We start from the raw sequence: 13126 nt of genomic DNA on the forward strand, positions 1-13126 counted from the left end.
CGAGCCGACGCCCCTGGAAACCCTGATACGGAATACCCTCAACCTGGCAAGCGCCGCGCAAGCGGCACTTGTCCGGCGGATCGAAGCGAGAAACTCTTTGTGCTGATGGTGATGATTCAACTCTGCTTGCGGTGGCTTCTGCCCCCGCTTTTCGGCATGGGATCGCCTGTCCAGCACGCCCCGCCTGCGCAGTCAGCTACGAATTCGGTAGCAAGTCGATCGCGGCGCACCTTCGCTTCCCTCCACGCGCCCATACCGCTCAACCGCGAGCCCTGGCTCACATGACGCGGCTCTCCGGCAATTCCCTTCGTTTCCAGGCGTCTGTTCCGGCATCAAGAGGCTCATTTTGAGCATGTGATACCCAACAGTTCCGGGCCGAGGCGGCCCGGTAAAGGAAACGCACCATGAAACGGATGCTGATTAATGCCACGCAGGCCGAAGAACGCCGGCTGGCCATCGTCGACGGGCAGAAACTGCTCGACTACGAGATCGAGATCGAAGGGCGCGAACAGCGCAAGGGCAACATCTACAAGGCGGTCGTGACCCGCGTCGAGCCATCGCTCGAAGCCTGTTTCGTCGACTACGGCGAAGACCGCCACGGCTTCCTGCCGTTCAAGGAAATCTCCAAGCAATACTTCACGCAGGGCGTGCCGGTCAACCAGGCCCGCATCAGCGACGTGATCCGCGAAGGCCAGGAGCTGCTGGTCCAGGTCGAGAAGGAAGAACGCGGCAACAAGGGCGCGGCCCTCACCACCTTCGTGTCGCTCGCCGGCCGCTACGTGGTGCTGATGCCGAACAACCCGCGCGGCGGCGGCGTGTCGCGCCGCATCGAAGGCGACGACCGGGCCGAGCTCAAGGAAGCGATGGACCAGCTCGAATACCCGAACGGGATGAGCATCATCGCGCGCACCGCCGGCATCGGCCGCAGCGCGCCCGAACTCCAGTGGGACCTGAACTACCTGCTCAAGCTGTGGAGCGCCATCGACGGTGCCGGCAAGGGCGGCAAGGGCGCTTTCCTGATCTACCAGGAATCGAGCCTGGTGATCCGCGCCATCCGCGACTACTTCAACCACGACATCGGCGACATCCTGATCGACACCGACGACGTGTACGAGCAGGCCCAGCAGTTCATGGCCCACGTCATGCCCGAGCACGCCGCCCGTGTGAAGCGCTACCGCGACGACGCGCCGCTGTTCAGCCGCTTCCAGATCGAGCACCAGATCGAGTCGGCCTACGCGCGCACCGTGCAGCTGCCTTCGGGTGGCGCCATCGTGATCGACCACACCGAAGCCCTGGTGTCGGTGGACGTGAACTCCGCCCGGTCCATCCGCGGCGGCGACATCGAGGAAACCGCCACCCGCACCAACCTGGAGGCCGCCGAGGAAGTGGCCCGCCAGATGCGCCTGCGCGACCTGGGCGGCCTGATCGTCATCGACTTCATCGACATGGAAGAGTCGCGCAACCGCCGCGACGTGGAAAACCGCCTGCGCGACGCGCTGCGCCAGGACCGCGCCCGCGTGCAGTTCGGCACCATCAGCAAGTTCGGCCTCATGGAAATGAGCCGGCAACGGCTTCGGCCTGCGTTGTCGGAAGGCGCCTCGATCCCTTGCCCGCGTTGCGGCGGCTCCGGCCACATCCGCGACACGGAAAGCTCCGCGCTGCAGATCCTGCGCATCATCCAGGAGGAATCGCTGAAGGACAACACGGCCTCCGTGCTGTGCCAGGTGCCGGTCGACGTGGCCTCGTTCCTGCTCAACGAGAAGCGCACCGAGATCGCCAAGATCGAGCTCAAGCAGCGCATCAATGTGCTGATGGTGCCCAACAAGACGCTGGAGACGCCGAACTACAAGCTCGAACGCCTGAAGCACGACGATCCACGCCTGGACCACATCGAGGCCAGCTACAAGATGGCCGACGAGATCGACGACGCCACCTCGGTGACGCGCCGCTCGCAGGAGCCGACCAACAAGCAGACGCCGGTGATCAAGGGCGTGTTGCCCGACGCACCCGCGCCGGTGGCCGTGCCCAAGCCCGTGGCGGAAGTGGCCGCGCCGGCACCTGCGCCGGTGGTCGCCCCACCCGCGCCAGCGCCTGCGGAAACCGGCTTCTTCGGCTGGATCAAGGGTCTGTTCGGCGTGAAGCCGGCACCGGCGCCGGCCCCTGTGGTCGCGGCACCGCCCGCACCGGCGGCGAAGACCGAAGAAAAACGCGAAGGCCGTGATGGCCGCGGCAACCGCGAAGGCGGCCGTGAAGGGGGCGCTGGCCGTAGCCGTGGTGGCCGAGGTGGCCGCGAGGAAGTCGAAGGCCGCGGCGGTCGCGGTGGACGCGGTGGCGCGCCGCGCGACGGCGAAAGCCGTGAACTGCGCGAACCGCGTGAACCACGCGAGCCCCGTGAAGGCCAGGAACGCGGCGCCGCACGCAACGGCGCCGAGCGCCCGCCGCGCGGCGATCGTCCGGAACGCGGCGAACGTGGTGAACGCAACGAACGCCCCGCACCAGTCGCCGGTGAAGAAGGCCAGACCGGCCGCGGTGGCCGCGGACGCGGTGAACGCCGCCCACGCCAGGACGCGGAAACCGCGAACCTCGCACCCGAAGCGCTGGCCCAGGGGCAGGCAGGCCAGGATGCGGCGGCCGCATCGGTCGAAGGCGCCAGCCAGGAAGCACGTCCTGAACGCGCGCCACGCCAGCCTGGCGAACGTGGTGAACGTCCCGAAGGCCGTGAACGCGGCGAGCGTGGCGGAAGAGGCGGTCGCGGCAGCCGTGGCGAACGTGGTCCGCGCGAAGAGGGGCAGCCCGGCCGCGAGCGCAACGAAGCCCGCACCGACGGTGGCCAGGAACTGTCGGCCGAGGCACCAGCCGCCGCCGAACGCGTGGACGCCGAACCGGCCGCACGTCCGGAGCGTCCGTCCTACTTCGCGGTGGCCGCGGCATCGACCGCAGCAGCCCCCTCGGCCCAGCCCGAGGCGGCCGTGAATGCCGCCGACGGCGGTGAGCGCGTCGAAACGGCGGAAGGCGCCGAGCCGCAACGCCGCGAGAAACGCTCGCGTGACCGTTACGGCCGCGACCGCAAGGACCGCGCACCGCGTGAAGGCGCCGATGCCGAGGGCGCCAGTGCGCCTGCGGCCTTCGTGCCGAACGAGGTGGCGCTGGCGGCCGAACCGGCTGCGCCCGTCGCTGCGCCGGCACCGGTCCAGGCCGCACCCGTGGCCGCTTCCGCACCTGCACCCGCACCCGTTGCGGCACCGGTGGCGACGCCGGCGCCGGCTGTTGCCGCGTCGTCGCTGCCCAAGGCCCAGGCCTTCGTGCTGCCGCTGGTCGAACTCGCCGAAGTGGCGCAAAGCTCCGGCCTGCAATGGGTTGGCACCGATGCCGAACGCGCCGCCGCCGTCCAGGCCGCGATTGCTGCCGAGCCCAAGCCGGTCCACGTCCCGCGCGAACGCCCACCGGCGATCGTGGTGCAGAACGAGCCGCTGGTGATGGTCGAGACCAAGCGCAACCTGAGCGACATGCAACTGCCGTTCTGAGCACCGCGCTGAAATGAAAAATGGACCTTCGGGTCCATTTTTTTTGGGGGATCCTCAGTGTCCAACTCGTAAGGCTTCGACAAGCTCAGCCCGAACGGGGAACGGGGAACGGGGAACGGGCCGACTGCTTTGCAGCGCTGTCTATTGGAGCAATCCAATCTTCTTCCCGTTCGCCCTGAGCTTGTCGAAGGGCCTGGTCATGCACACCAGAGGCCTTGTCGAAACCTCAGACCGTCGCAGCCCGCTTGTAGGCCTCGCGCGCCGCCGCCTCATCCTCGCGTTGTTCGGCCAGTGTCGCCAGCGCACGCCAGGCGCTGCGCTGCAGCCCCGTGTCCTGCAGGTTCTGCACCGACTGCGTGAGCAACTGCTGGGCTTTGCCCCAGAGCTGGTGGCGCAGGCACGCCATGCCGGCCAGGTACTGCAAATTGGCATCGCGGCCATGGCGTTGCTGGGCGGCTTCGATGCGGTGCAGCCAGGGCAGGTCGATCGGGTCCTCGGAGGCAGCGAAACCGGCTTCCAGCGCGCGAATCAGCTTGATCGACTGGCTCTCGCTCCAGGCTTCCGGCTGGGCCATGCGCCGCTCCCAGATCGGCAGCAGCCACTGGCGCGCCTGGGCGACGTCGCCTTGCAGCGCGGCCAGGCGCTGCGCGGCGTGGATTGCGACCTCCGGCATCTGGCGCTCGGCGCTGTCGAGCTGGCCCCAGGCTCGCTGCAGTTGCGCGGGGTCATGCGCGTCGTTGATGAGCTCCATTGCCAGGTTGCGCAGCAGGCTCTGGGCGCCGTCCTGCGAGAACGCGCGGTGCTTGGCCAGCAGGCGCGCGGTTTCCAGGGCATTCATGGTCTGGCGCGCCAGCCGGGCGGCCTTGAGCCGGGCACGCAGTGCCAGCGTGCGCCGGGCCGCGCCCTGGGGCAGGGCGTCGAGCCACTGCAGCGCGGCATGGGCATCGCGGTCGCTGAGGGCCCAGCGCGCGGCACGCAACTGCACGCCTTCGCGGGTTTCCTGGGCGTCGCGCTGGGCGGTGTTGTCGATGGCCAGCAGCAAATGCTCGTCGCGCGTCGCGCGGTCCTGCAGCGCCTGGGCGCTTTCGGCGGTGACCAGGTGCGACATGGCGCGCAGCTTGTCGGCATGGGCCAGATGGTGGCCGCTGGCGGTCAGGGCCTGTTCCTGGCCGAGCGCGGCCTCGGCGGCCTTGCGCGCGCGCAGGAAACGGCCTGCCAGCAGGTGCGACAGTGCGTCCAGCAGCGAGGCGTGCATGGCGCGCTCGCGCTGCTGCACGCGCCAGCGCCGGGCCTGCTGCGGCATGGAGAACAGCGCAGCCAGGGCGCGCAGCGCCAGGTGCAGCACGACGAAGCTGCCGACCAGCAGCAGCAACACGAGGTTCAGCGACAGGTCAACGCGGTAGGGCGGCCAGAACAGCGTCACCGTGCCCTGGTTGTCGCCGGCAAAAAGCGCCACGGCAACCGCCGCGGCGAACAGGGCCAGTAGCCAGGCAATCGCTCTCATGCTTTAACGGCCAGCAGCGGCGGTGGCCAACGCGGCGAGCGTTTCGTCGACCTGCGGCAATTCGACGGCCTTCATCTGCGCCTGCACCTGGGACAGCAGGCCGGAGGTGGCCTGGGTCTTGCGCGCGGCCGGGTCGAAGTATTTGTTGAGCATGGCGTTGGCCGCGGCCAGGTCGGAGCGGGCCGATTCCATCTGCCGCGCCAGCAGGCCGAGCCGGGCGTTGAGCAGCTTGAGCTTGAGGTTTTCGCGCAGGAAGAAGGTCTGCTCGGGTGACAGCAACGCGGCCTCGGGGCGGTCGATGCGGCTCACGCGCAGCAGCTTGCGGGCTTCCTGGTAGACCACGTCGAGCGCGCGGTGCCACCACACCGCGGGCACGGGCGGCGGGGCGGGCACGGTGCCGTTGCCGCCGGGGCCGAGCGGCAGGAAGGCGTTGAGCGTGGGCAGGTCGTCGACCTGGCGCACCAGGTCGTCGAGCTTGACCAGCAAGCCGGGGGTGTCGGTGACGCTGGCGGCCTTGATGCGGTCCGTGTCGTGAGCGATGGCCCGCTGCAGCGGTGCCAGGCGCGGGTTGGCGGCACGCACGATGCGGTCATCGGCGGTCTTGAGCGCGGCCAGCAGCGGCTCGACGCTGCCGGTGAGCTGCGCCTGCTGCTGTGCCAGCCGCAGCGCGGATTCGAGGTCGACCACCAGGTTCTCGTCGCGCGAGCGCGACAGGCTTTGCATCAGCTCCTCGAGCTGGCCGCGCTGCAGGGTGGCTTCGCTGAGGCGGGCGTCGGAGACGGCCTGGCGCGCGGCGGTATCGCGCGCGAGGTCTTGCGCCTGGCGCGCCATGGTGCGCGCCTCGACGGCCTGCGCACCCGCGTCGGCGCTTTGCCGGGCGAGGTGTTCCTGGATGGTGGCGAGTTTCTGCCAGAGCAATGCGTTGCCCGCGAGGGACAAGACCGCGATCAGGCCCACGCCCCAGACCAGTCCCCGGCCGCCCGACGACGAGGCCGCCTTGCGCGCAGCGGGTGCATCCGCTGTGCTGCCGATGGGCTGGGTGGCCGGCGCGGAGGCGGCCGCAGCGGGCGCGGCGGCAGGCTCGATGGGGAACTCAGCATTCATGCGAGCGATTCTATAGAGGCCACCACGTCGTCCAGGGTCGGCCGTGACTCGCAAACAACACCGAAGCCGGCCTCGTACGCCGCCTGTGCGATGCGTGGATGCGTGGCCACGGCGCGTGCGCCGGCCAGGGTGTCGGCGGGCATGCGCTGCGCCAGGTGGCCGATGGCCTCCGAGCTGCTGAGCAGCCAGACCGAACCATCGCGAGCGGCCTGCCGGGCCCTCTGCGCCTGCGCCGGCGTCCACTGCGGTGGATGGCGTTCGTAGGCCACGACGAAGTCCACCTGCGCGCCGGCCGCGTCGAGTTGCCGCGCGAACCAGTTGCGGCCCGCGCTTTCGCCGCCGGGTGCGCCGCCGCGCACGATCAGCACGCGGCTGCCCGCCACCACCTGGGGGCCGACGATCTGCCACAGCGCTTCCGAATCGAACTGCCCGGCCGAGGCGGCCGGTGCGTCGATCAACGCGGGATCAACGCCGGCCTGGTGCAGCGCCGCGAGTGTGCCCGGGCCGGTAGCCCATGCTCTTGTATCGATAGCTGCTGGCGCTGGATTGATCCCGGCCACAGCCCGGTTGGAGGCATAAAAATGCTGGACCGCGTTGCCGCTGACGAACATGGCAGCCTGGTAACTGGCGAGCTGTCGCCAGGCCGTGTGCACCGGGTGGGGGTCGGTGGCCGGCCGGATGTCGATCAGCGGCAGCGCCTCGGCCCCGATGCCGCGCGCCTGCAACTCGGCCACCCAGCGTTCGGCGTCGTGTTGCGGCCGGGTGACGATCACGCGCACGGGCATGTCGCGTCGGGGGGCTTCAGTGCGCGCCGCCTGCGCGCAGCCGGGCCACGACCTCCTGGCCGAGCGCATCCGCATCCGCCACGTTGGTGACGGTGGCGCGCCCCGTGGCCATCACCAACGGGCCCGGGCCTTCGGTGGCGCCCCAGGCCGCATCGAGCTGCAGCGCGGTGCCGTCCCATTGCGCGAACGCCGCCAGCGGCATCGAGCAGCTGCCGCCCATGCCGCGGCTCACGGCGCGTTCGGCCGTCACGGCCTGCCAGGTCGGCGCGTGGGCCAGGGGCGCGAGCGCCTCGATCAGGTCCTGCCGGTCGGCGCGCACCTCGATGCCGAGGGCGCCCTGGCCGGCGGCCGGCCGCATGGCCACCGGATCGAAGACGGCGCGGATGCGTTCGGCCAGTCCCAGGCGGATCAGCCCGGCGGCGGCGAGCACGATGCCGTCGTACTGGCCTTCGTCGAGTTTGCGCAGCCGCGTGTCGAGGTTGCCGCGCAGCGGTTCGATGCGCAGGTCGGGCCGCAGCGCGCGCAGCAGCACGGTGCGGCGCAGGCTCGAGGTGCCGATCACGCCGCCGTCGGGAACGGCCGCGAGCGTCGCATACCGGTTGGAGACGAAGGCGTCGCGCGGGTCTTCGCGCTCCATCACGCAGGCCAGCACGAAACCTTCGGGCAGGTCCATCGGCACATCCTTCAGCGAATGCACGGCGATGTCGGCGCGGCCTTCCTCCAGCGCGACTTCGAGCTCCTTCACGAACAGGCCCTTGCCGCCGACCTTGCTCAGCGAGCGGTCCAGGATCTGGTCGCCGCGCGTGGTCATGCCCAGCAGTTCGACCTGGTGGCCCAGCTTGGCGAGCAGGGATCGCACGTGTTCGGCCTGCCACAGGGCCAACCGGCTTTCGCGGGTGGCGATGACGATGCGCAGAGAGGGGGATGAACTCAAACCGGTAACCTGTTGGTAATCAAAAGGCCCTGAAAAGGGGATGGTCAATGCTAGCATGCGGTCTGCCTTCCACCTGCTTGGCCGCCGGTGCGCCGGACGGCGCCGCAGCAGGTCCACCCCAGCCCTTCAGCCTTCCCAGGAAGCTTCCCGCATGACCACGGCAGACCAGGACAGCGGCGCCAAGCGCGCGCCCAATTCTCCCTCCGGCACTTCCACCAACGCCAATGCCGCCTCGCCGGCCCGGCCCGGCGCCCGCGCCAAGGACAACGAGCGCCCGCTGGTCGAAGACATCCGCCTGCTCGGCCGCATTCTCGGCGACGTGATCCGCGAGCAGGAAGGCGTGGCCGCGTTCGAGTTGATCGAGCAGGTGCGCAAGCTGTCGGTGGCGTTCCGCCGGGACGCGGATGCCGAGGCCGACAAGGCCTTGAAGAAGCTGCTCAAGGGCCTGTCGGGCGACCAGACGGTGAGCGTGATCCGCGCCTTCACCTATTTCAGCCACCTGGCCAACCTGGCGGAGGATCGGCATCACATCCGCCGCCGTGCGGTCCACGAACGCGCCGGCGACACGCAGGAAGGCAGCATCGAGGTGGCGCTGGCGCGGCTGCGTTGGGCCGGCATCTCGCCCAAGACGATCGCCCAGACGCTGGCCCACAGCTATGTGGCGCCGGTGCTCACCGCGCACCCGACCGAGGTGCAGCGCAAGAGCATCCTCGATGCCGAACGCGACATCGCCCAACTGCTGGTGACGCGCGACGAGATCAAGACCCGCGCCGCGCTCTCCGGTGGCGGCAAGGACGCCGTCACGCCGCGCGAACTGGCGGCCAACGAGGCGCAACTGCGGGCGCGCGTGATGCAGCTCTGGCAGACCCGACTCCTGCGCATGTCCAAGCTCACCGTGATCGACGAAATCGAAAACGCGCTGAGCTACTACGAATCCACCTTCCTGCGCGAGATTCCCAGGCTGTATGCCGACCTCGAGCGCGAGCTGGGCAACCAGCCGGTGCACAGCTTCCTGCGCATGGGCCAGTGGATCGGCGGCGACCGCGACGGCAACCCCAACGTGAGCGCGCAGACCCTCGAATACGCGTTGCGCCGCCAGTCCGAGATGGCGCTGCGCCACTACCTCACCGAGGTGCATTACCTCGGCGGCGAGTTGTCGCTGTCGGGTGGCCTGGTGGGCATGTCGGCGGAACTGGTCGCACTCGCGAAGAGTTCGCCCGACACCAACGTGCACCGCCAGGACGAGCCCTATCGCCTGGCCCTGACCGGCATGTACGCACGCCTGGCCGCCACGCTCAAGGACCTGACCGGCGGCGATGCCGCGCGCCATGCGGTGGCGCCGCAGAACGCCTACCTGCTGGCCGAGGATTTCCTGGCCGACCTGCGCACCATCGAAGCCTCGCTGGTGGCCAACCACGGCGCGCCGCTGGCCGCGGCCCGCCTGCATCCGCTGATCCGCGCGGTCGAAGTGTTCGGCTTCCACCTGGCCACGGTCGACCTGCGCCAGAGTTCGGACAAGCACGAGGAAGTGGTGGCCGAACTGCTGGCGGTGGCACGCGTGGAATCCAGTTATTCCGCGCTCGACGAAATGGCCAAGCGCGAACTGCTGCTGCGCCTGTTGAACGACGCGCGGCCGCTGCGCGTGGTCGGGGCGGCCTATTCGGACCACACGCAACACGAAATCGCCATCTTCGAGACAGCCCGCACCGTGCGGGCGCGCTACGGCGCGCAGGCGATCCGCCACTACATCATCAGCCACACCGAGACGGTGAGCGACCTGCTGGAAGTGCTGCTGCTGCAGAAGGAAGTCGGCCTGATGCACGGCACGCTGGACCAGAAGGCAACGAACGACCTGATCGTCGTGCCGCTGTTCGAAACCATCGAAGACCTGCGCAATGCCGCGCCGATCATGCGCGAGTTCTATGCCTTGCCCGGCATCGCCAAACTGGTGCAGCGCAGCGGCGCCGAGCAGGACATCATGCTGGGCTATTCCGACAGCAACAAGGACGGCGGCATCTTCACCAGCAACTGGGAGCTGTACCGCGCCGAGATCGCGCTGGTCGACCTGTTCGACGAGTTGGCCAACAGCCATAACATCACGCTGCGCATGTTCCACGGCCGCGGCGGCACGGTGGGCCGCGGCGGCGGCCCGAGCTACCAGGCCATCCTGGCCCAGCCGCCGGGCACGGTGCGCGGCCAGATCCGGCTCACCGAGCAGGGCGAAGTCATCGGCTCCAAATACGCCAACCCGGAGATCGGCCGGCGCAACCTGGAAACCCTGGTGGCGGCCACGCTGGAGGCCACGCTGCTGCAGCCGACCAAGCCCGCGACGCCGGCTTTCCTGAAGGCGGCGGCCGCACTGTCGGACGCCAGCATGGCGGCTTACCGCGCGCTGGTCTATGAGACGCCCGGCTTCACCTCGTATTTCTTCGATTCCACACCGATACGGGAAATCGCCGAACTCAACATCGGCTCGCGCCCGGCCTCACGCAAGGCCACGCAGCGCATCGAGGACTTGCGCGCGATTCCCTGGGGCTTCAGCTGGGGCCAGTGCCGTCTGGCATTGCCGGGCTGGTTCGGCTTCGGTTCCGCCGTGGAAGCCTTGCTCAACGAAAATGGCCCCTCGGGCAGGAAGGAAGCGCTGGCCGTGCTACAAAAAATGTACCGCCAGTGGCCATTCTTCAGCACCTTGCTGAGCAACATGGACATGGTGCTGGCCAAGAGCGACCTGGCCCTGGCCTCGCGTTATGCCGAACTCGTGGCCGATGCGCGCCAGCGCAAGAAGATCTTCCAGGCGATCGAGGCCGAATGGCACCGCACGGCGAATGCGCTGGTGCTGATCACCGGCGAAAAACAACGGCTGTCGGGCAATGCGGCGCTGCAGCGCTCGATCCGCCATCGCTTCCCCTACATCGATCCGCTGCACCACCTGCAGATCGAACTGGTGCGGCGTTACCGCGCGGGGCAGGGCGACCAGCGGGTGCAGACCGGCATCCACATCTCTATCAACGGCATCGCCGCCGGCCTGCGCAACACGGGCTGATGTCACCGGGAGCGGGCGGGCCCTCTGCAATAATGAAGCCAATAGCACTCGCAAACCCCCTTGGCTTTCGTTCGCCAGTGTGCTTGCGCAGCCGGATTCGTTTTTGATTGGAGCCTTCATGTTGATTCAACCGGTCGTTCTTTCCGGCGGTTCGGGCACACGCCTGTGGCCACTGTCGCGCGAAAAGTACCCCAAGCAGTTGCTGCCGCTGATCGGCGCAGACTCGCTGCTGCAGGCGACCGTGCGCCGGCTCGAGGGCCTGGGCGCGGGTGAGCTCGCACCGCCGATGGTGGTGTGCAACGAGGAATACCGCTTCGTCATCGCCGAACAGCTGCGCCTGATGGGCCAGCCCGGCACCATCGTCCTGGAGCCCACGGGCCGCAACACCGCGCCGGCCTTGACGCTGGCCGCGCTGGCGGCCAGGCGTGACGGCACCGATCCGGTGCTGCTGGTGATGCCGGCCGACCACGTGATCCTCGACACGGCCGCCTTCCAGGCCGTGGTGCGCCAGGGCGCGGCGCTGGCCGCCGAAGGTGCGGTCGTGACCTTCGGCATCACCGCCGACACACCGGAGACCGGCTACGGCTACATCCAGTCCGGCGCGGCCTTCGGCGGCGGTGACGGCAGCGCCAAGCTCATCGCGCGTTTCGTCGAGAAGCCCGACCTGGCCACGGCCCAGAGTTACCTCGACGCCGGCACCTATGCCTGGAACAGCGGTCTGTTCATGGTGCGTGCCTCCGTCTGGCTGGCCGCCATCGGCGCCTGCCGCCAGGACATTCTCGAAGCCTGCCAGACCGCCTGGGACGCGGGCAAGACCGACGGCGAATTCGTGCGGGTCGGCAAGGAAGCCTTCGGCACCTGCCCGAGCGACTCGATCGACTACGCGGTGATGGAGCGCATCGCCAGCGCCGATGGCGGCAAACTGCCGCCGGGCGTGGTGATCGGCCTGTCGGCCGGCTGGTCCGACGTGGGCGCCTGGGATGCGCTGTGGCAGGTGCTGCCGAAAGACGACGCCGGCAACGTGGCGCAGGGCGACGTGCTGCTGCAGGACTGCACGAATACGCTGGCGCTGTCCGAAGGCCGGCTAATCGCCTGCGTGGGCGTGGAGAACATGGTCGTCGTCGAGACCGCCGATGCCATCCTGGTCGCGCACAAGGACAAGACGCAGGACGTGAAGAAGATCGTCGATCAGCTGAAGAAGAACAAGCGCTCCGAAGGCCAGCTGCACCGCAAGGTGTTCCGGCCCTGGGGCTGGTACGACAGCGTGGACCACGGCGCGCGCTTCCAGGTCAAGCGCATCGTGGTCAAGCCGGGCGGCACGCTGTCGCTGCAGATGCACCACCACCGCGCCGAACACTGGATCGTCGTCAGCGGCACGGCCAAGGTCACGCGCGGCGAGGAAACCTACCTGGTGTCGGAAAACGAATCGACCTACATCCCGCTGGGCACGACGCACCGGCTGGAGAATCCGGGGCGCGTGCCGCTGGAGATGATCGAGGTCCAGTCCGGCAGTTATCTCGGTGAGGACGACATCGTCCGATTCGAAGACGTGTATGGGCGGTAGCCAGCGGCAGTTCGACCTGATCGCCTTCGATTGGGACGGCACGCTGTTCGATTCGACCGCCATCATCACGCGCTGCATCCAGGAGGCGGTGCGCGACGTGGGCGGCACGGTGCCGAGTGACGAGGCGGCTTCCTATGTGATCGGCATGGCGCTGATGCAGGCGCTGGCCCATGCGGCGCCCGACGTACCGCCCGAAAAATACCCCGAGCTCGGCGCGCGTTACCGCCACCATTACCTGGTGCACCAGAACGACATCAGCCTGTTCGACGGCGTGTTGACGATGCTCGCCGATCTGAAGTCGCGCCAGCACGTGCTGACCGTGGCCACCGGCAAGTCGCGCCGCGGCCTCGACGAGGCGCTGCACACGGTGGCGCTGCAAGGCCTGTTCGACGGCTCGCGCACCGCCGACGAGACCGCCGGCAAGCCGCATCCGCGCATGCTGCACGAGCTGATGCGCGAATTCGGCGTGCCGGCCGAACGCACCCTGATGATCGGGGACACCACGCACGACCTGCAGATGGCGGTCAATGCCGGCTGCGCCAGCGTCGGCGTGAGCTACGGCGCCCACGAACCGGCAAACTTCGAAGTGCTCAAGCCGCGCGCCATCGCGCATTCGGTGCGCGAACTGCACGACTGGCTGCTGGCCAACGCCTAGACAACCCGGACGC

General features: G+C 68.8%; 8 protein-coding genes. 4 read left to right on the forward strand and 4 right to left on the reverse strand.

Translation table 11 applies throughout. The features are described 5' to 3' along the window. The first annotated feature begins 404 nt into the window (after positions 1-404). Positions 405-3524, forward strand: a complete 3120-nt coding sequence (locus RD110_RS06870) for an Rne/Rng family ribonuclease (RefSeq protein WP_076197923.1) — start codon at positions 405-407, stop codon at positions 3522-3524. Positions 3525-3750: 226 nt separating this feature from the next. On the opposite strand, the gene RD110_RS06875 is transcribed toward RD110_RS06870, so the two are convergent. The 4 genes from RD110_RS06875 to hemC are packed head-to-tail and all read right to left on the reverse strand — an operon-like array spanning position 3751 to position 7851. Further along, entirely contained in the window at positions 3751-5028 is a 1278-nt protein-coding gene (locus tag RD110_RS06875; RefSeq protein ID WP_076197925.1) for a heme biosynthesis protein HemY, read from the reverse strand. A 3-nt stretch (positions 5029-5031) separates the two neighbouring features. Then, positions 5032-6132 (reverse strand): uroporphyrinogen-III C-methyltransferase, encoded by a 1101-nt coding sequence (locus tag RD110_RS06880; protein WP_076197927.1) that lies wholly within the window; start codon positions 6130-6132, stop codon positions 5032-5034. After that, positions 6129-6917, reverse strand: a complete 789-nt coding sequence (locus RD110_RS06885; protein ID WP_076197929.1) for a uroporphyrinogen-III synthase — start codon at positions 6915-6917, stop codon at positions 6129-6131. Before RD110_RS06885 ends, RD110_RS06880 begins: the two co-directional genes overlap by 4 nt. 16 nt (positions 6918-6933) lie before the next feature. Then, a complete protein-coding gene (gene hemC, locus RD110_RS06890; RefSeq protein WP_076197931.1) occupies positions 6934-7851 on the reverse strand; it encodes a hydroxymethylbilane synthase in 918 nt (305 codons plus the stop codon). 55 nt (positions 7852-7906) lie between these two features. Between hemC and ppc the strand changes: the two genes are divergently transcribed. The 3 genes from ppc to RD110_RS06905 all read left to right on the forward strand — a co-directional run bounded on the left by ppc (position 7907) and on the right by RD110_RS06905 (position 13113). Beyond that, positions 7907-10894, forward strand: a complete 2988-nt coding sequence (ppc, locus tag RD110_RS06895) for a phosphoenolpyruvate carboxylase (RefSeq protein WP_394329443.1) — start codon at positions 7907-7909, stop codon at positions 10892-10894. 118 nt (positions 10895-11012) lie between these two features. Next, on the forward strand, positions 11013-12458 hold the full coding sequence (locus tag RD110_RS06900) for a mannose-1-phosphate guanylyltransferase/mannose-6-phosphate isomerase (RefSeq protein ID WP_076197935.1): 1446 nt from the start codon (positions 11013-11015) through the stop codon (positions 12456-12458). After that, positions 12448-13113 carry an HAD family hydrolase gene (locus RD110_RS06905; RefSeq protein ID WP_076197937.1) on the forward strand — a complete coding sequence of 222 codons (666 nt, stop codon included), beginning with the start codon at positions 12448-12450 and terminating at the stop codon, positions 13111-13113. The genes RD110_RS06900 and RD110_RS06905 overlap by 11 nt, the downstream gene beginning before the upstream one ends. The last annotated feature ends 13 nt before the right edge of the window (positions 13114-13126 follow it).

The sequence above is a fragment of the Rhodoferax koreense genome, from assembly GCF_001955695.1.
GTDB lineage: Bacteria > Pseudomonadota > Gammaproteobacteria > Burkholderiales > Burkholderiaceae_C > Rhodoferax_B > Rhodoferax_B koreensis.